The organism is Vibrio sp. 2096 (genome assembly GCF_033339595.1).
Lineage (GTDB): Bacteria > Pseudomonadota > Gammaproteobacteria > Enterobacterales > Vibrionaceae > Vibrio > Vibrio alginolyticus.
Window position 1 is genome coordinate 255,082 of sequence record NZ_JAWOUX010000004.1, and the last position, 17,782, is coordinate 272,863.

Here is a 17,782-nt window from a genome sequence, read left to right on the forward strand (position 1 = left end):
ATTGAAACTTATAGCGCTACGGATTCTTTCCGCATATCCACATGAGGGATACCATCTTCAAGATAGCACTCTGAGATAACCTTGAATCCATGACTAGCATAAAACTGGATGAGGTGTTCTTGAGCACCTATATCTATTGTCTGTCCTGGCCATAATGTTTCGCATTGTGCCAAGGCCTTGTCCAATAACTTATGACCTAAGCCACCGCCTCGCGCGGTCTGCTTTGTCACCACTCGACCAATACTCACATTGTCATACGTAGTGCCTGCGGGCAGTAATCTTGCGCAAGCAACCAGTTCATCACCGTGATAGCCTATTAGATGATAAACGCCTTCCAGTGTGTCCTTACCATCAAGTTCAGGGTAAGGGCAGGTTTGTTCAACAACGAATACATCCACACGCAATTTCATCATTTCATACAGCTGTGTGGTTGTTAGCTGAGCAAAGGGCAAAGTAATCCAAGTGAGCATGTTGTTATCCGTAATGAGAATAGAGTGACTGACTTTACTTTGTTTTGAGCTCATACTCATTAACAAAGGTTAATTAGCACTGGTTTTCCCACCAAATCTGGTGATAATGTGCCCTCTTTCCATCTCACCTGAGGATATCCCCGTGAGCAAACAAACATTCGATCAAGTTGGGCTGAACCCAGCGTTACTCGCCACACTTGATTCCCTGAACTATACCCACATGACGCCAATTCAAGCTTTGAGCTTGCCTGCAATCCTAAAACATCGTGATGTCATCGGGCAGGGTAAAACGGGCTCAGGTAAAACCGCTGCATTTGGTTTAGGGGTTTTATCGAACCTCAACGTCAAACGCTTTCGTGTCCAGTCATTAGTATTGTGTCCAACACGTGAGCTTGCAGATCAAGTAGCGAAGGAAATTCGTACTTTAGGTCGCGGCATTCATAATATTAAAGTGCTTACTCTCTGCGGTGGGATGCCAATGGGGCCACAAATTGGTTCGTTAGAGCATGGTGCGCATATCCTAGTTGGTACTCCTGGTCGTATTTTGGATCACCTTGAGAAAGGCCGAATTGATCTTAGCGAACTGAATACCTTGGTGCTAGATGAAGCTGATCGCATGTTGGACATGGGTTTCCAAGACGCATTAGATGCAATCATCGATGCAGCGCCAAAGCAGCGCCAAACTCTACTTTTCAGTGCTACTTTTCCAGAGAAAATTGAGCAAATTGCGCAGCGTATAATGCAGACACCGGAAGTGATTAAGGTGGAATCGACGCATGATACCTCAAGCATTGCGCAGTACTTCTATAAAGTTGAAGGCTCGGAAGCACGTGATGAAGCGTTGGCGAATTTGCTGCTGACTCACCAGCCAGAGTCCGCGGTGGTTTTTTGTAATACCAAAAAAGAAGTGCAAAGTGTCGCAGATGAGTTGCATCACAAAGGATTCAGCGTTATCGATATCCATGGGGACTTAGAGCAGCGTGAACGCGACCAAGCATTGGTGCAGTTTGCTAACAAGAGTGTGTCTATCCTTGTTGCAACAGACGTTGCGGCGCGTGGCTTAGACGTTGATAATCTTGATGCTGTCTTTAACTTTGAGCTATCACGCGATCCTGAGGTTCATGTGCACCGTATTGGTCGTACAGGTCGTGCGGGTAGTAAAGGTTTAGCGTTTAGCTTTTTTGGTGAGAAAGACGGTTTACGTGTAGCTCGTATTGAAGAATACCTAGAGATGGACGTGGTACCAGCAACATTGCCTGCCAAATCAAATCAGCAGCCATACCAAGCGAAAATGGTGACGATTAACATTGATGGCGGTAAGAAACAGAAAGTACGACCGGGTGATATTTTAGGTTGTTTGACAGGAAAAAATGGTATTCCAGGCTCTCAAGTCGGAAAGATTCACCTATTCCCTGTGCGCGCTTATGTTGCCGTCGAAAAGTCTGTGGCTAAAAAGGCTCTACAAACCATTAGTAACGGCAAGATGAAAGGGCGCCAGTTCCGGGCGCGAATTCTTAAATAGCTCAAATAGCAGAGAAAAAGCTCTTCGTTTGAAGAGCTTTTTTCTTTTTTGAGTTTATTTGAGAGTGTGATCTTTGGTTAAGCGTGCTTTGATTCGACTCAAACTGATTGGCGTAATGCCCAGGTAGGCCGCAATTTGACTATCGGTAATACGTTGCTTTAAATCTGGGTAATGAGCGCAAAATAATTGATATCGTTCCTCTGGAGAGTAGAGCAACATAAAGCGTTCTTTATTCTCTTTATTAACCAGTTGGTTTTCGAGTAGCTTTAAGTAAATGGCGTGCTTTTCTGCTCGCCAGTGATGCAACGTTTCAATTGGCAAGCAAAATAGCTGACAAGCGCTCAGCGTTTCCAATAAGTAAGGCGAAGGTTGGTCCTTTATTATGCTCTCAAACCCGATAACCCAGTCCTTCTCCCAATAAAATTCTTTACTGAATTCTTTGCCGTGCTCCGTGAGATAGCTTGCGTGGCATAACCCCTCAATGATGAAGTAAAGGTGTGAGCTCAACTCCCCTTGGTGATTAAGAATGTGGCGTGTAGGCAGTTCGAGCAACTCACCATTTTCAATAAGTTGGTTGGCTTCTGTCTCTAAAAAGCCATGATTGACTAAGTCTGAAAAAAGATCGATGTGCATGTGATAACTCGGAAACGGTTTTCTTTATTTTAACGGGTTTTATTGATAACAAAAAAGCGGCTCATGAGAGCCGCTTAGTGTTGCTGTCAAATCAACCTTATTTATTCAGATCGATTTGATAAATTGCGAAACCAATGTCGTCTGTTGACACGCGTTTCATTGGGTATTGTCCTTTCTCTTTGATGAACTGCGCCGCTTTATCGCTAGGGGAGGTTTCGAAACGAATATCTAGCTTGTTATCGGACTTAATCGGTGCGAAAGACCAGTTGTTGTCAGCGCTTGGTGTCACTTCTCCTTTTTCTTCACTCACGCGAGAAATATAAGTGGCGACGACAGAGCGGTTTTCATCTGGTGCGTCAAATGCAATGAAATCTGGGCCTGTACCAGGGAAAGTATTGCTATAAGCACGGTAGTTATTGGTTGCGATGATGAAATCTTGCTTCGGATTGACAGGCTTACCATTGAACGTCAGATTCACAATGCGCTGAGAATCTGGATTAATCACTTTACAATCCGCATCGTACTTCGGCGGTTGGGTAACGTCGATTTGGTAGTTAACCCCATCAATAACATCGAAGTTGTACGTACGGAAATTATCCCAATCAATCAAAGATTGCGGTTTAGGATTGTTGATGTCGATGTGGTTGAATTGACCCGCACTGCACTCTAGCCATTCGCGAACTTCTTTACCTTTCACTTTCATCGCAACCAAGGTGTTTGGATATAAGTAAAGATCGGCCGCATTACGGAAGGTGAGCTGACCGGATTCTACTTCTGTAAAGTTATTCGGATCGTTCTTACGACCGCCGACTTTAAATGGTGCTGCCGCACTCAGTACTGGAATGTCAGAAAGGTCTGGGTCGCCTTGAATAAAGCGTTCTACGTAGTCTTTCTGAGCAAGGTTAACGATTTGAATGGTGGGGTCGTCCTGCACTAATGCCAAGAAGCTGTACATGACATCATTTGCTTTGCCGATTGGTTGGTTTACAAATTCACGAGTGCCTTTGTGATCTTCTTCTAACGCTTTCACAATATCTGCATCGGCTTTAGCTAATGACTTCTTATTTACTTTATCGAAGATAGGGCGTGCTTCTACTTGGCCTTCGACGACTTGCCATCTGCCGTCTTTCTCTTTCAGCATCAAATCCATCACACCTACGTGACTTCCCCAGCGGCCCGGCATCACGGACGTTACACCATTGATGGTCCCTTTATCTATATCAACACCAGGTAGGTTTGCGAAGTCTTTCCCTGGGAAGACGGCGTGAGAGTGGCCAAAAGCAATCGCATCAATACCTTCAACTTCTGTGAGGTAGTAAACAGAGTTTTCAGCGCCTAGTTTGTATGGATCAGTAGAAATGCCTGAGTGTGGAATCGCCACAATAACGTCTGCGCCTTCTTTCTTCATTTGAGGAATCAGTTTCTCTGCTGTTTCCTTAATGTCTTTAGCAAAGACTTTGCCTTCTAGGTTCTTCTTATCCCACACCATAATTTGTGGTGGTACAAAGCCGATGTAACCCACTTTTATTTGATGCGCTTCGCCGTTTGTGTCTGTAAATGTGTGAGTTTTGATGAGGTAAGGCTTGAAGTAATGCTCACCGGTTTGTTTATCAAATACGTTTGCATTGATGTAAGGGAAGTTTGCCCCCTTCAACGTCGTTTGTAGGAAATCTAAGCCATCGTTGAACTCATGATTGCCAATGTTGCCCACATCGTAGTCTAGCTGGTTCATCGCTTTGTAGACTGGGTGCACGTCGCCGGGATTAATCCCCTTTGCCGCCATGTAATCGCCCATTGGGCTGCCCTGAATTAAATCACCGTTATCTACTAGTACCGTGTTTTCTGTCTCGGACTTAGCTTGTTTCACTATTGTCGCTGCGCGACTTAAACCGATTTGCTGTGATGGTTGGTCTTTGTAGTAATCGTAATCCATCACGTTGGTGTGAATGTCGGTAGTTTCGATAATACGAAGCTTGATGGTATCGGCCATTGCTGGGCCAGCAAGCGTTAGCATGCCACTTAATACTGCGAGGGAAATAGGATGAACTGCCACTTTCATTTGGTGCTCCAATTCAATGATAAGGGGAAATCGTACTGCGTAATGTATCAAACACAGATGCAACTCGATGATAAAGATACAGAAAACTGTGAACATTAATCAGTTTACTGAACCTTATTCATATTAACCGCCGACTTTTTCACGCTTTTGAATGAGACCAAACAAAAACTTCTTAGCAGATTTTTGAATAAAAAATGAAATTTTAGAATTTCAGGTAATATAAACGCCCCGCCATAATGCTTGCATAACGATATCAATGGACGATGAGCAAGCACATGGCAACGAACGATTCAGTCACTTCTTTTCCTAAACCAAAGCCCCGGTTAGTTTCTGACAACCCAGTCGCTGGTGTTACTCGTTTTGCAAAGCAATCGCTACAGCCTGGTGAAGTCGCCTTAGTAGGTGCAGGACCAGGCGATCCTGAACTTCTGACGGTGAAAGCACTGAACTGCTTGCAGCAAGCTGATGTGGTTTTGTACGACTACTTGGTGTCTGAAGAAATCATGGCATTGATTCCAAGCGATACGATTTTGGTGTGCGTTGGGAAGCGAGCTGGGCATCACAGTGTGCCGCAGGAGAAGACGAATCAGCTTTTGGTGGATTTTGCCAAGCAGGGCTACAAAGTAGTGCGCATTAAAGGTGGGGATCCGTTTGTATTCGGTCGTGGTGGTGAAGAGTTAGAAGTGCTTGCTGATGCCGGCGTTCGTTTTCAAGTTGTCCCTGGCATTACCGCAGCAGCTGGCGCAACCGCTTATGCTGGTATTCCACTGACTCATCGTGATTATGCGCAATCGGCCATCTTTGTGACTGGCCACTTGAAAGAAGAAAGTGATGAGATGGATTGGTCCACGTTGGCGCGTGGGAATCAGACTTTAGTGATCTACATGGGGCTGATGAAATCACACTATATTCAGAATCAACTCATTAAGCATGGTCGTTCAGCGTCGACTCCGATTGCCATTATTGAGCGTGGCACGCAGATTCAACAAAAAGTATTTACGGGAGAACTCTCCCAACTCTCTGATTTATCGAAGGAAGCACAGTCGCCATCTTTGATTGTTGTCGGAGAGGTAGTGCGACTGTCTCAAAAGTTAGACTGGTTTTTGTCTAGTACTGAATTCAACAAAAGTGCTATTGCCAACTCCATATAATTTCAGACCAAAGATTAGAGACGTAATGCGCCTTCAAGCTTAAAAAGGAAATACAAAACATGGACCAACAACGTTTAACTCACCTTAAACAACTCGAAGCGGAGAGTATCCACATCATCCGTGAAGTTGCGGCTGAGTTTGATAACCCAGTCATGATGTATTCGATTGGTAAAGACTCATCAGTGATGCTGCACCTTGCGCGTAAAGCTTTTTACCCAGGTAAGATTCCATTTCCATTGCTGCATGTTGACACCGATTGGAAGTTCCGCGAGATGATTGAATTTCGTGATCGCACCGCGGCCAAATACGGTTTTGAGCTTTTGGTACATAAGAATCCAGAAGGTCTAGCCATGGGCTGTAGTCCGTTTGTTCATGGTTCTTCTAAGCACACTGACATCATGAAGACTCAAGGCTTAAAACAAGCGCTGAACAAGTACGGTTTTGATGCGGCCTTTGGTGGTGCGCGCCGCGACGAAGAGAAATCACGGGCGAAAGAGCGCGTGTATTCATTCCGCGATAAGAACCATACATGGGATCCTAAAAACCAACGTCCTGAGCTATGGAAGACGTACAACGGCCAGGTCAATAAGGGTGAGAGCATTCGTGTATTCCCGCTGTCTAACTGGACTGAGCTTGATATCTGGCAATACATCTATTTAGAAAACATCGAGATCGTGCCGCTTTACCTCGCGGACAAACGCCCAGTTGTTGAACGCGATGGCATGCTGATCATGGTTGATGATGATCGTATGGAGCTTCAACCGGGTGAAGTGATTGAAGAGAAGAGTGTGCGCTTCCGTACCCTTGGTTGTTATCCATTGACTGGGGCCATCGAGTCTGAAGCAAACACTTTAACTGGCATTATCGAAGAGATGCTGGTGGCAACGTCGAGTGAGCGCCAAGGCCGAGCGATCGACCACGATCAGTCAGGATCGATGGAGCTTAAGAAACGTCAAGGTTACTTCTAAAGGATCTAAGGAAAGATAATGAACAGTGCAGTTGAAGCTCAATTAGCCGAGCTTGGTATCGAAGGCTATTTAACACAACACCAGTACAAGTCGTTACTTAGATTCTTGACTTGTGGCTCGGTGGATGACGGTAAAAGTACATTAATCGGTCGCTTACTCCATGACTCAAAACAAATTTATGAAGATCAGCTAGCGGCAGTGCACTCAGACAGCCAACGTGTGGGCACCACGGGTGAAAAACCTGACCTTGCGTTGTTGGTCGATGGCTTACAAGCTGAGCGCGAGCAGGGGATCACGATTGATGTGGCTTACCGCTATTTCTCGACGCAGAAACGTAAATTCATCATTGCAGATACTCCTGGACACGAGCAGTACACACGTAACATGGCTACAGGTGCATCGACATGTGACTTAGCTGTGATTCTGGTTGATGCACGTAAGGGCATTCTCGATCAAACTCGTCGTCACTCTTTCATTTCCAACCTGTTGGGTTTGAAGCACTTTGTTGTGGCGATCAACAAGATGGACTTAGTGGATTACTCCCAAGAGCGCTTTGAAGAGATCCGCGACGAGTATTTGAAGTTCTCTGAGAATCTGACAGGGGATATTGATATTCAAATCATCCCGATCTCAGCGCTTGAAGGGGACAATGTGGTGGATAAAGGCCAAAACCTGACTTGGTTTAAAGGCCCATCATTGCTTGAGCTTCTTGAAACGGTCGATGTGGATCAAGAAAAAGGCGCGGGTGAATTCCGCTTCCCTGTGCAATACGTTAATCGTCCTAACCTCGATTTCCGTGGTTTTGCGGGGACCATTTCTTCTGGTTCGATCAAAGTCGGTGATGCCATTAAAGCATTGCCATCGGGTAAAACGTCAACTGTGGCTCGTATTGTGACCTTTGATGGTGATATCGAAGAAGCTCGTGCCGGATTAGCTGTCACTCTGACGCTAAGCGATGAGATCGATATTAGCCGTGGCGACTTAATTGTTCTAGATAATGCTCAAGTGGAAACCACAAACCATTTGCTTGCCGATGTGGTGTGGATGACAGAGCAACCCCTGCAACCGGGTCGTGACTATGACATCAAAATCGCAGGTAAGAAAACCGTAGGTCATGTTGAAGCGATTCGTCATCAATATGACATTAATAATCTCTCGACTCATAGCTCGGCAGAGCTGCCATTGAATGGTATTGGTTTGTGTGAATGGTCTCTTAATGAGTCAGTCGCGCTGGACAATTATCAAGACTGTGCAGATACCGGTGGCTTTATCATTATCGATCGTCTGACAAACGTGACGGTTGGTGCTGGCATGGTTAAAGAGAGCCTCGCCGTGGTTGAGCGCGATTTGACGGACATCTCTGCGTTTGAAGTTGAGCTTAATGCGCTTGTCCGTAAACACTTCCCACACTGGGAAGCAAAAGACGTCAGCCAGTTTCTGAAAAAGTAACTGGCTTACCCAAGTACGATAATTTCAGGCTCTGTCTGCTGTTGTACTTGAGGCGTCGCTACCTAACTGAATTGCGAAATGTCGTTAGGTATTCTCCTAATACCAGAATGCTTCGGTGGAGCCCAAGAAAACCGAGCATTCTGATGTTCTTTTCGCTTGCGCTGATTTTTGTCTGTTTACTCGTTTGTCGGTGTTTCATGGATAAATGAGTCGTTGTTGTGCCCTTTGGGCTATTTGGTAAGGAAAGGCTATGTGGGAACAAGGGTTTGTGTTAGCGATTTTGCTTGGCATTATCACTTGCTTGCTTGTCACGAAAATTAAGCCTAGTTACGTCTTTGCGGGTGCCGCTTTTATTGCATTCATGGCTGGGATGATGGATTCAGCCACTATCGCATCCAATTTTACCAACTCTTCATTGTTAACCCTGGTTTTATTGATTCTTGCATCCTGTGCTCTAGAAAAAACACTGCTGATCAGTTGGGTGAGCCGAAGTATCTCTGAGGGCCAGTTAGGCAGCGTGATTGCTAAGCTCGGTGTGTCGACCGCCTTGCTTTCTTCATTTACGAATAATACCGCTGTGGTTGTCTCATTGATTGGGGCGATTAAGCGTAATCAGCAGCATGCACCTTCGAAATTACTTATTCCCTTGTCTTACGCCGCCATTTTTGGTGGCACGTTAACTTTGATTGGTACGTCGACTAACTTAATCATCAACAGCTTTGTCGAAGACGCAGGCTTACCGAGCCTGAGCTTTTTTACACCTACGATGATAGGTTTGGCTGTGCTGGTGGGGGGGATGCTGATTCTTATCCCGCTCAGCTACTTGCTACCGAATTATGATGATCAAAACCAAGAAGATTTACCTTACTTTCTTGAGTCTCGCGTTGAGCCAGGCTCACCGCTAGTTGGGCGTACGATCAGCGAGAATAATTTACGTGCTCTGCGCAAACTGTTTCTTGCAGAAGTGGTGCGCGATGGTGTTACTGTTTCTTCTGTGGGACCGGATTTTGTGCTCAATGCAAAAGACCGCCTGTTATTTTGTGGCGATGTTGAGAGCGTCGCGACCCTGCAAGAAATTCCGGGCCTCAAGTTGTTTGGTCAGCAGCACTTAAATGGGCAAAACTTTATCGAAGTTGTGGTGAGCTCGTCGGCGACATTTTGCTACAAAACCCTCAAAGAGAGCCGATTCCGCGACCGATTCGATGCCGTTGTTGTGGCGATTCGCCGAGGCCACGAACGCCTAGAAGGTGGCTTGGGTAGTATTACCTTAGCGCCAGGGGACACGTTAGTTCTGGTTCCAGGCAAGCGTTTTGAGTCTGAACGCCGAGCTCATCGTAAAGAGTTTGTCTTAGTGCATGACTTGGACTCTAGCGCTCGGCTTGATACCAATAAGTCTTCCATTGTATTACTGGGCTTTGCAGCCGTAATTGGATGCGCTCTATTAGAGTTAGTGCCAATTATTAAAGGTCTAGCTGCGTACCTTATCGCGCTTATTGCGTTTGGTATTGTGCAGATTTCAGAACTGCGCCGCCGTTTTCCGATCGATATCGTCGTGATTGTCGGTTCCGCTTTGTCTATTGCTCAACTGATGATCTCTTCTGGATTGTCAGAAAGAATGGGAGTGATGTTTATTGAAGCGTTTAATGGCTGGGGAGTATTTGGTGCCTTGGTGGCGACTTATATCATGACATTGGTACTCACTGAATTGGTGACAAACAATGCCGCGGCTGCGCTTTCTTTTCCTATCGGCTATAGCATGGCGGTGGGTTATGGCGTGGATCCGATGCCATTCATCATGGCGGTTTTGTTCGGCGCGAGTGCGAGCTTTATCTCTCCCTACGGTTACCAAACTAACCTGCTGGTGTACAGCATAGGAAATTACAAATTGACCGACTACGTGAGAATTGGAGTGCCAATTTCGATTGTGTACTCTGTATTAGTACTTACTTTGATCCCGGTCTTTTTCCCGTTTTAATTCCGATATTTACAAGGATACGTTATGACTGCCGAAACGACGGTAAAAGATGAAAACATTGTTTGGCACCAGCATTCGGTTGATAAACAGTTTCGTGCTGAATTAAAGAAGCAAAAACCTGCCGTATTGTGGTTCACTGGCTTATCTGGAGCGGGTAAATCAACCGTAGCGGGGGCGTTGGAAAATCGCCTTGCAGCATTGGGTTACCACACCTATTTATTGGATGGTGACAATGTACGACATGGTTTGTGTAGCGATTTAGGTTTTTCTGAACAGGACCGTCGCGAGAACATTCGTCGTATTGGTGAACTGGCGAAGTTGATGGCAGATGCGGGTTTAATTGTTCTGTCGGCGTTTATTTCACCGCATCGTGCAGAGCGGAAGTTAGTGCGCGATTTATTGCCAGAAGGCGAGTTTATCGAAGTGTATGTCAATGCATCTCTAGAGGTTTGCGAAGGTCGAGATCCTAAGGGTTTATACCGTAAAGCCCGTGCGGGAGAGATTCCTAATTTCACTGGTATTGATTCGGAATATCAAGCGCCAGAGAACCCTGAAATCGATTTGCCCGCGGGAGAAAAGAGTGTCGATGAGCTGGTGGATTTGTGCTTAATCGATCTTAAACAACGCGGTGTGATCCGATAAAAAAGCATTTAGATCATAGGTGACCTAAAGCTCTTTGAGCAGCTGGAGAAGTATTTGGATCATAGGTGATCAAATGCTTCTCAAGCTGGCTAGACGGTATGATGAACCGTACTTTTAGCTTCACTATGGACACTAAATCTATGATTTAACAGTGCAAGCATTTGATCGTAGTATTCGGCATGTGGTTTGTTTCCGAGCAAGGTACAGAGCTCATTGCCTGTGGGTGTGAAGCGGTAATATAAAAGGCGGACACCTTTACTGTTTACGTTCAGTGACAAGTTTTTACCTTGGTAGGTGAGGACCAATGGTGTCTCGATACTAATTTCGCCAGATTCAAGTTCGGCACTGTGCAGCAGCCCTAATTCAATTAAGAGCAACAAGCTTGAATACGGCAGTTGAAAACTTCCCATATTTAGGCTGTTAGCGACGTCTCGCTTGCCGAAGCTAAATATGCCTCCTTGCGCTTTGTAACCAATCAGCAGTTTTCTGCTGTGATCCCCTCCAAAACTGCACGCTAAAGAGGCGGCTCTTTGCAGAGTTTGTGCTTCCTTTGGTGACATATCCTTGAGGGTTTTCAACGCTTTCATGGACGTTGAACCCGGATTGGTCACTTCACGCTTCATCACTTGAGCCCATAGCTTTTGCATCGCGCTGCTATGGATGTCTTGAGCCATCTCAAAAAATCGATGCAACCAATCTTGGTCTGGCTCTCCCGCTGTCTCATCTCGGCATGAACTGTGCGCTAATTTTAAAATCTGTTCTAAGTTTTTTTGTCGCTGTTCTTGGCGTCTTTGCTCTCGCAATTGGGCTCTTTCAAACGCAGATTTGGCTGGCGGTTCGGTTTGCAGTAAGGCGTCAAGACCGTGTATTTGGGCTATGGTTTTTACCTTACTAGCACTGTCTTTTATGTAGCCTTGTTTCTTTTCTTGTTGCGTATTTTTTTTTGTGTCTGACTGATGTTCGATGACAACAGGTTGCTTTGTCGGGTCTGCCATTCGTTTTCCTACCAAGAACTGCGCGGTTCGCACGTTTAAATTTACACCTTATCTGACCAAGCGACCAGACAGGAGTTCTCAGTTTTTGAACGAATAGGGCTATTCAAAATGATAATGAGTTGTTAAAATTGTTATCGTTATTTTGGAGGGGCTATGAAGTTCTCAGAAGCAGGTAAACTCAAAAAGCACCTGTCGATAGCGTTTCTTTTGGTTATTTATGTGGGCGTATTAGCGTATTTATCTCGTTATATCGTGTAGCACAAAGCTAAAAAAGGCGCCAGTGTGACGCCTTAGGTGTAGCGAGGCTTATCGACGACTTAAATTACATATCGTCGTAGGCTTCTATTTCTGATCCCTCAATAACGTAAGCCGTTTCTGCCAGTTCGTGGTTTATCGTCTCGGTTTTCAACGTTCCAACCACATATATGACATCCCACAACTCTTGAACAGGCGCGCCTTTCGGAAACTTCACGTAAATGATCTGGTTTGGAGGCGGTGGTGGCACGTGAATACAAGCTCCAAAATATGGCACCAATAAAAATTCGGTGACGGTATCGGCATCACCTTCAAGTGGGATAACAAACCCCGGAATTTTAACTTGGCTTCCGTTCAGTTCTGGTCGAACGTTACCAATCTTGGACTGCTGGGCTGCACCACCACTGTGATCAGATGCGGGCATGCCTATACTGTCGAACAATTTACGCTCTTTTTCTGGAACAAGGTCAATCCAGTCAAGCTTCAATGGTTCTTCGCTGGCCATAACAGGCGCTGTGAATGCGACGACCAGCAAGCAACTTGCGAGTATTTTTTTCCACATTTTATTAAATCCTTATTGTCATTCCGTCACTCAGTGACTGTCGGTAGGCGCGGAGTGCGGGAATGAAACCAATCACAATACCAGCGCATTGTACGAAACCTAATAGCATCCACTCATAAGTAGATAAGATGCTTAAGGTGAGATGTATTCCATAGTGCTGTTGGATGATCGGCTGCGCGATAGCAAGAATGGCATACAGCCCAGTAACGCCAGTAATAATACCAGCAGCAGTAAGCAAGCTGGCTTCACTAATTAAGAGTGAGAAAACATGACGAGGCCTTGCTCCCATGGCACGCAAAATCGCCATTTCACGGCGGCGTTCCTGTAGGCTAGTTAATAGACTGCTTAACATACCTAACAACCCTGCGATCACGACAAAACCAGATACTGCCATTAGGGCTTGCTCTGCAACCGACATCATTCCCCATAACTCATGCAACGCAACGCCGGGCATAATGGCGCTGAGCGGCTCTTTGGGGTAGGTGTTAATTTGTCTTTGCAGGGCGAAAGTTTGAATACGAGATTTCAAACCAACGAGCATAGCGGTAATTTGTTTGGGCTGAAAGTCTCTGTTTTTGAGATCTTGTGCCTTGGGTGTCGGGCCCAAACGCGCACCACTTTCCCATCCGACGTGAATGGCTTCGATGGCTTCCAATGATACATGGACAGTTTTGTCGACTGGTGTTCCTGTAGGTGCAAGGATACCGACAACTTTAAATGGCAGATTGTCATGACGGCTAAAGCCAACGTCGCTAATGCCGTGGGCAATGATGATTTCGCTACCGATATCATAACCAAGTTGTTTAGCGACATCAGAACCTAGCACGGTTTCAAATAAACCATTGAATTCTCTACCCTTGCTAAATGTTAGTGGTTGCTTACTTCCAAACTTGTAATGCTCAAAGTAACTGTGATTGGTTCCCATAACTCGGAAGCCTTTATGCGAGTCGCCAAGCGAGATTGGAATAGCCCAATCGACTGAACGATGATTGGCAAACTCTTGGTAGCTTTTCCAATCGATGTTGTTGGTCGCATTACCAATACGAAACACAGAATAGAGCAATAGGTTCACTTGCCCAGAGCGTCCACCAATAATGAGGTCAGTGCCTGAAATTGTATTAGCGAAGCTATCCTTGGCTTGAGTTCGGATACGCTCGACGCCCAAGAGGAGTACCACTGAAATCGCAACGGTCATGATGGTTAGAATTGCCGTCGCTTTGCGGTTCATCAAGCTTTTCCAGGCGAGCTTTACAACAGCACTCATGATATGGCTCCTAGGCTAGATACTTGATTAATGTCGGGTAGATTGAGCGTGCGATCGAATAAGGGTTCGAGTGTTGGGTCGTGGCTAACGAATACCAGTGTGGCATTGGCTTGATTCGCTTGCTCCATAAGGAGCTCAATAAATGCTTTGCGATTGTCATAGTCTAAAGCTGAGGTTGGTTCGTCAGCGATCACTAACTCTGGATGTCCTATCAGAGCTCGAGCCGCAGCCACACGTTGTTGTTGACCAATACTCAATTCAGAGACAGGGCGTGTATGAAGCTCGTTTGGCAGGTGCAGTCGTTCTAGTAGGGCCTGAGCCTGTTCATTTAACGTTTGAGATGAGGCACCTAAATGGGCACGGTCACGTCGTATTTTACTGAACTGACATGGCAATAATACGTTTTCAAGTACATTAAGGTACGGCAATAAATTGAACTGTTGAAAGATATAGCCAATATGATTGGCGCGAAAGCGGTCTCTCTGACTGGCACTTAAACTAGCAAGGTCAGTATCGAGTACAGATAGAGAGCCTGAAGTTAATGTGTTAATCCCCGTCAACAAAGCGAGCAAGGTCGATTTACCGCAGCCACTTGGACCTTTGATAAACACATGCTCGCCTTGTGTAATGTGTAATTTAGGGATGTGGATGGTTGCGTTGATTGAACCGGGCCAGAAAAATTGGGCATCCTCTAGCTCGACAACATTTGGTGTGGTTTCAGTCATATTAAATCACCAAAGCTTTGGCGTGTAAGTAGGTACTTACACGCCACTCGTGTTATTTGATTACGATTTGGGTGTTATCTTTGCTTAATTTAATTGCTGATTGCATGGTATCAGTGAATATATTGACGCTGATGGACTCTGTAGTTGGGAACTGGTTAAACCAATCGGTTTGGATTTGGCTAAGCTGATTAACTTGTTCGCAACTGAAGCGATATTGCACCGAAAATTCACCGTGACCGCCATGATCGTGCGCCTCATCATGAGCGTCATGGTGGTCATGTTTATCATGATGTTCATTATGATCATGGTGTTCGTGCCCTTCATGATCGTGATGTGCATGGTCATCATGGTCGTGCTCACTATGATCATGTTCCTCATGAGTTTCGCTTAGGTTGTGGCTCACGTAAGCTTCTTCAACATTACAATCAGCTTGTGAGTTAATAGCGAACAATGCGTTGCTGTCTTCGAGTGTAGCGACGGCTTGTTTAAGCGCTTGCTCTTGTTGCGCGTTTTCTGGAGCATGTTCGAAACCCACAACATCAGCTCCAGGAGCTGTGATCTCTACTAACAGATCTTTGCCATCTTGGGCGATATTAAACTCGACGTGACCATGCACATGAGCACCATGCTGGCGGTATTCGTTTGCATTCGCTGCTGTCGATAAAGTGAGGCCAATAGCAAGGGCTAAAACGTGTTTTGATGACATTGTATTTTTCCTAATTTTACTGGCATTAACCAAAGGCGGTATTGCTCAGATTCGAGTTTCACTAAGTTATTGTTCCTGACACACTAGGTGCGGAAATGAACTCAATAATTTTGAGTGTGGAATAGTTTGGAAATTAAGCAAAATAAGGAGGGGCACGAGCAGCGCCAAGAACTTCTTCGCCGTACACGAGATGCAAAAAAACATGATGATGCTGGGCGCGCGTAAAAGTCGGTGTAGAGAGGGTAGGTTGTACCTTTGCTATACCGTGCTGAACACCAGAAAATAATTGGCAATGATGATGGGTATGATGGTCGGGCGTCAGATCGACTTGATGAAGTACAACCGCAAAGTTCCAAGCGATCAGCAACGCAACACTGAAAAATAAAGCAGTGCGATACCAATATCTTAGTGTTTTTTGCTGGTGGTGGTACATCTGAGCTCCTCTTACCGACTGTTATAATATAACACCCATAATGAATAAAAGTTCACTCTTTTGTTGGCTAGCAGAAAAATTTAACTCCACACATACGTGCCGAAAAATATTGGTAATACTCTCTGATGGAAGTGTCGCACTTATAAAGAGCAGAGTTATCACTGCCCATGCTTCTAATCAAATTCATATAGCTCCTTACAACAAGAGCAAGGAGCCATTCAATGAAGCTAGATGTTCTGTTTAATAAGCTCAATGACTTTTGTTATCTCATCTTGCTCAAGTGCGCCCTCTTTGACGAACAGAATTTTGCCCGTTTTGTCTTGAACAATAATGGCCGAACTTTCTTCTTTCAGGTCCCAAGTATTAGCAACTACGCCATTTTCATCAAGAACCATGGATGACCAAGGAAACTCTTTTTTACTGTCTTGAGCTGAAGACTTCACGAAAGAGCCTGTCCCCCAAATTGCATCATCTTGGTTGATGATAGTCGTCGTCTGGTAGCTTTCTTGTGGAAAATTTGCCGCTGTTATTGCTGACATTAAAGGGGCATTCATCTCTTTTGAACTGCTACGGCCTGCAATGGCTTGAATGACACGAACTTTGCCTTGCATATGTTGAGTTGCCCAGGGTTGGTATGCAACGCCTTCGCCTTGTAAAACAATCTCGCCGTAAGCGGCAACATTGACAGGAGGAACGCTTTTTCCCACTGACAAGTTGTGTGCAAAGGTCAAGCTTGGCGTTAAGGCCAGTAGTAGAGGTAGGAGAGTCTTAGTTTTCATATTGTTATATTCCGTACGAGGTTTGGAAGCTTCCAGTATATATCCAGATCCTAGAAATTTGTAGGACCGTTGATAACATTTATTTAACGTATGGAGTGGTGTAATCTTGCGTTATATTTAGAATTTGCTAAAATGAGTTCCGTCGCAAATTGCGCATTAAGATTGCAGAGGAAAAATAAGCAATCCGTGTTTTCTCAAAGGAATTGAGGTGAGTTATGCTACGTGAGTTTGCTGTATATCGACCATTACAAGTGGCCCGTTTTGTTAAAACGTTGTTCAAAGGTCAATTTTTTATTGTTGGGGTTGGCTGTTTTCAGTTCGACAATGGCAAAGTGTTACTACCTGACGTCAACGATCATAAAAGGCTCACCATCTTTAAAGAAGTCAACCAAGTGATAGCATCATTATCGGCTTAGTTAGCTTGGTACCCACTTAGATTTAGAAAAGAGCGACCATATCGGTCGCTCTTTTTGTTGCTGGCTAGGTTTATCCTTGGAGGCTTGGTGGGAAGCAAACTCCCGTTCCTCCGATACCACAGTAACCATCAGGGTTTTTCGCCAAATATTGCTGGTGGTAGGTTTCCGCAAAGTAATACGGACCTGCTGGTTGTATTTCGGTGGTGATGTTCGCGCGTTGCTCTTCTTGCAGTGCTTGCTGATACAAGAGTTTCGATTTCTCTGCGCTCTCGAGCTGCTCCGTCGAATAAGTGTAAATTGCAGAACGATATTGAGTACCTAAGTCGTTACCTTGACGCATTCCCTGAGTTGGGTCGTGTTTTTCCCAAAAAACAGCCAGTAGCTTTTCTAATGAGATGACGCGTTCATCGAAAACGACTCGTACGACTTCTGTATGACCCGTTTTACCCGTACAGACTTCTTCATAGGTGGGATTGGGTGTGTAACCCCCAGCGTAACCGACCGAAGTAGATACAACGCCGTCGAGTTGCCAAAATACGCGCTCAGCGCCCCAAAAACAGCCCATTCCGAGCAAGATCTGCTGTTGGTGTGACGTCAGAGGCGCCTTTAGGTTAGATTTATTTACAAAATGATGATCGTCAATCTGCATTGGTTGATCTCTACCTGGCAAGGCATCTTCTATACTGATCAATGTTTGTTTGTTGAGCATGGTATTTGTCCTTCAATACGTGTCTTAAATTTGCGAACTTTTTCATTTCGTCTGTATCTGATGCTGTGA

The 17,782-nt window shown here is 45.2% G+C and carries 18 protein-coding genes; 7 read left to right on the forward strand and 11 right to left on the reverse strand.

The genetic code is table 11. The features are described from left to right. Window positions 1–8 precede the first annotated feature (8 nt). Window positions 9–470 (reverse strand): GNAT family N-acetyltransferase, encoded by a 462-nt coding sequence (locus tag R7Q41_RS10015; protein WP_017820295.1) that lies wholly within the window; start codon window positions 468–470, stop codon window positions 9–11. A gap of 142 nt (window positions 471–612) precedes the next feature. Here R7Q41_RS10015 and dbpA point away from each other — a divergent pair, with 142 nt between their 5' ends. Next, window positions 613–1,992 (forward strand): ATP-dependent RNA helicase DbpA, encoded by a 1,380-nt coding sequence (dbpA, locus tag R7Q41_RS10020; RefSeq protein ID WP_005379583.1) that lies wholly within the window; start codon window positions 613–615, stop codon window positions 1,990–1,992. A gap of 54 nt (window positions 1,993–2,046) precedes the next feature. On the opposite strand, the gene R7Q41_RS10025 is transcribed toward dbpA, so the two are convergent. Both R7Q41_RS10025 and cpdB read right to left on the reverse strand, forming a co-directional pair. Then, entirely contained in the window at window positions 2,047–2,625 is a 579-nt protein-coding gene (locus tag R7Q41_RS10025) for a Crp/Fnr family transcriptional regulator (protein WP_005379584.1), read from the reverse strand. A 97-nt stretch (window positions 2,626–2,722) separates the two neighbouring features. Next, entirely contained in the window at window positions 2,723–4,684 is a 1,962-nt protein-coding gene (cpdB, locus tag R7Q41_RS10030; RefSeq protein ID WP_318144480.1) for a 2',3'-cyclic-nucleotide 2'-phosphodiesterase, read from the reverse strand. 275 nt (window positions 4,685–4,959) lie between these two features. Between cpdB and cobA the strand changes: the two genes are divergently transcribed. The 5 genes from cobA to cysC all read left to right on the forward strand — a co-directional run bounded on the left by cobA (window position 4,960) and on the right by cysC (window position 10,869). Further along, complete coding sequence (gene cobA, locus R7Q41_RS10035; RefSeq protein ID WP_031780800.1) at window positions 4,960–5,835, forward strand: uroporphyrinogen-III C-methyltransferase; 876 nt, start codon at window positions 4,960–4,962, stop codon at window positions 5,833–5,835. 59 nt (window positions 5,836–5,894) lie between these two features. After that, window positions 5,895–6,803: a sulfate adenylyltransferase subunit CysD gene (gene cysD, locus R7Q41_RS10040; RefSeq protein WP_005379592.1), complete on the forward strand. Its 909-nt coding sequence runs from the start codon at window positions 5,895–5,897 to the stop codon at window positions 6,801–6,803. Between the two features lie 18 nt (window positions 6,804–6,821). Beyond that, window positions 6,822–8,252: a sulfate adenylyltransferase subunit CysN gene (cysN, locus tag R7Q41_RS10045; protein WP_017633444.1), complete on the forward strand. Its 1,431-nt coding sequence runs from the start codon at window positions 6,822–6,824 to the stop codon at window positions 8,250–8,252. Between the two features lie 250 nt (window positions 8,253–8,502). Continuing rightward, window positions 8,503–10,227, forward strand: a complete 1,725-nt coding sequence (locus tag R7Q41_RS10050) for an SLC13 family permease (protein ID WP_064368953.1) — start codon at window positions 8,503–8,505, stop codon at window positions 10,225–10,227. A gap of 24 nt (window positions 10,228–10,251) precedes the next feature. After that, window positions 10,252–10,869, forward strand: coding sequence for an adenylyl-sulfate kinase (cysC, locus tag R7Q41_RS10055; RefSeq protein ID WP_005379598.1), 618 nt, complete (start codon window positions 10,252–10,254; stop codon window positions 10,867–10,869). A gap of 89 nt (window positions 10,870–10,958) precedes the next feature. Here the strand turns inward: cysC and R7Q41_RS10060 are convergent, their stop codons facing one another. The 7 genes from R7Q41_RS10060 to R7Q41_RS10090 all read right to left on the reverse strand — a co-directional run bounded on the left by R7Q41_RS10060 (window position 10,959) and on the right by R7Q41_RS10090 (window position 16,588). Next, entirely contained in the window at window positions 10,959–11,864 is a 906-nt protein-coding gene (locus tag R7Q41_RS10060) for a TIGR03899 family protein (RefSeq protein WP_318144481.1), read from the reverse strand. Between the two features lie 322 nt (window positions 11,865–12,186). After that, entirely contained in the window at window positions 12,187–12,681 is a 495-nt protein-coding gene (locus tag R7Q41_RS10065; RefSeq protein ID WP_005379600.1) for a DUF3299 domain-containing protein, read from the reverse strand. Between the two features lie 4 nt (window positions 12,682–12,685). Continuing rightward, window positions 12,686–13,945 (reverse strand): ABC transporter permease, encoded by a 1,260-nt coding sequence (locus R7Q41_RS10070; protein ID WP_005379602.1) that lies wholly within the window; start codon window positions 13,943–13,945, stop codon window positions 12,686–12,688. Further along, window positions 13,942–14,670, reverse strand: coding sequence for an ABC transporter ATP-binding protein (locus tag R7Q41_RS10075; protein ID WP_017820286.1), 729 nt, complete (start codon window positions 14,668–14,670; stop codon window positions 13,942–13,944). Before R7Q41_RS10075 ends, R7Q41_RS10070 begins: the two co-directional genes overlap by 4 nt. Window positions 14,671–14,722: 52 nt before the next feature. Next, window positions 14,723–15,376, reverse strand: a complete 654-nt coding sequence (zrgA, locus tag R7Q41_RS10080; RefSeq protein WP_318144482.1) for a zinc uptake protein ZrgA — start codon at window positions 15,374–15,376, stop codon at window positions 14,723–14,725. Between the two features lie 133 nt (window positions 15,377–15,509). Beyond that, window positions 15,510–15,809: a DUF2607 family protein gene (locus R7Q41_RS10085; RefSeq protein ID WP_005379608.1), complete on the reverse strand. Its 300-nt coding sequence runs from the start codon at window positions 15,807–15,809 to the stop codon at window positions 15,510–15,512. 227 nt (window positions 15,810–16,036) lie between these two features. Then, a complete protein-coding gene (locus tag R7Q41_RS10090) occupies window positions 16,037–16,588 on the reverse strand; it encodes a YtfJ family protein (protein WP_005379610.1) in 552 nt (183 codons plus the stop codon). A gap of 215 nt (window positions 16,589–16,803) precedes the next feature. Here R7Q41_RS10090 and R7Q41_RS10095 point away from each other — a divergent pair, with 215 nt between their 5' ends. Beyond that, on the forward strand, window positions 16,804–17,004 hold the full coding sequence (locus R7Q41_RS10095) for a DUF1107 domain-containing protein (RefSeq protein WP_005379612.1): 201 nt from the start codon (window positions 16,804–16,806) through the stop codon (window positions 17,002–17,004). Between the two features lie 70 nt (window positions 17,005–17,074). Here R7Q41_RS10095 and msrA read toward each other — a convergent pair whose 3' ends face one another. Further along, entirely contained in the window at window positions 17,075–17,713 is a 639-nt protein-coding gene (msrA, locus tag R7Q41_RS10100) for a peptide-methionine (S)-S-oxide reductase MsrA (RefSeq protein WP_017633451.1), read from the reverse strand. Window positions 17,714–17,782: the final 69 nt, after the last annotated feature.

Bases quoted from the DNA above. Each gene is read 5' to 3' on its own strand.
- R7Q41_RS10015 (WP_017820295.1), bottom strand. From the start codon at position 470: ATGCTCACTTGGATTACTTTGCCCTTTGCTCAGCTAACAACCACACAG.
- R7Q41_RS10025 (WP_005379584.1), bottom strand. From the start codon at position 2,625: ATGCACATCGATCTTTTTTCAGACTTAGTCAATCATGGCTTTTTAGAG.
- cpdB (WP_318144480.1), bottom strand. From the start codon at position 4,684: ATGAAAGTGGCAGTTCATCCTATTTCCCTCGCAGTATTAAGTGGCATG.
- cobA (WP_031780800.1), top strand. From the start codon at position 4,960: ATGGCAACGAACGATTCAGTCACTTCTTTTCCTAAACCAAAGCCCCGG.
- cysD (WP_005379592.1), top strand. From the start codon at position 5,895: ATGGACCAACAACGTTTAACTCACCTTAAACAACTCGAAGCGGAGAGT.
- cysN (WP_017633444.1), top strand. From the start codon at position 6,822: ATGAACAGTGCAGTTGAAGCTCAATTAGCCGAGCTTGGTATCGAAGGC.
- R7Q41_RS10050 (WP_064368953.1), top strand. From the start codon at position 8,503: ATGTGGGAACAAGGGTTTGTGTTAGCGATTTTGCTTGGCATTATCACT.
- cysC (WP_005379598.1), top strand. From the start codon at position 10,252: ATGACTGCCGAAACGACGGTAAAAGATGAAAACATTGTTTGGCACCAG.
- R7Q41_RS10060 (WP_318144481.1), bottom strand. From the start codon at position 11,864: ATGGCAGACCCGACAAAGCAACCTGTTGTCATCGAACATCAGTCAGAC.
- R7Q41_RS10065 (WP_005379600.1), bottom strand. From the start codon at position 12,681: ATGTGGAAAAAAATACTCGCAAGTTGCTTGCTGGTCGTCGCATTCACA.
- R7Q41_RS10070 (WP_005379602.1), bottom strand. From the start codon at position 13,945: ATGAGTGCTGTTGTAAAGCTCGCCTGGAAAAGCTTGATGAACCGCAAA.
- R7Q41_RS10075 (WP_017820286.1), bottom strand. From the start codon at position 14,670: ATGACTGAAACCACACCAAATGTTGTCGAGCTAGAGGATGCCCAATTT.
- zrgA (WP_318144482.1), bottom strand. From the start codon at position 15,376: ATGTCATCAAAACACGTTTTAGCCCTTGCTATTGGCCTCACTTTATCG.
- R7Q41_RS10085 (WP_005379608.1), bottom strand. From the start codon at position 15,809: ATGTACCACCACCAGCAAAAAACACTAAGATATTGGTATCGCACTGCT.
- R7Q41_RS10090 (WP_005379610.1), bottom strand. From the start codon at position 16,588: ATGAAAACTAAGACTCTCCTACCTCTACTACTGGCCTTAACGCCAAGC.
- R7Q41_RS10095 (WP_005379612.1), top strand. From the start codon at position 16,804: ATGCTACGTGAGTTTGCTGTATATCGACCATTACAAGTGGCCCGTTTT.
- msrA (WP_017633451.1), bottom strand. From the start codon at position 17,713: ATGCTCAACAAACAAACATTGATCAGTATAGAAGATGCCTTGCCAGGT.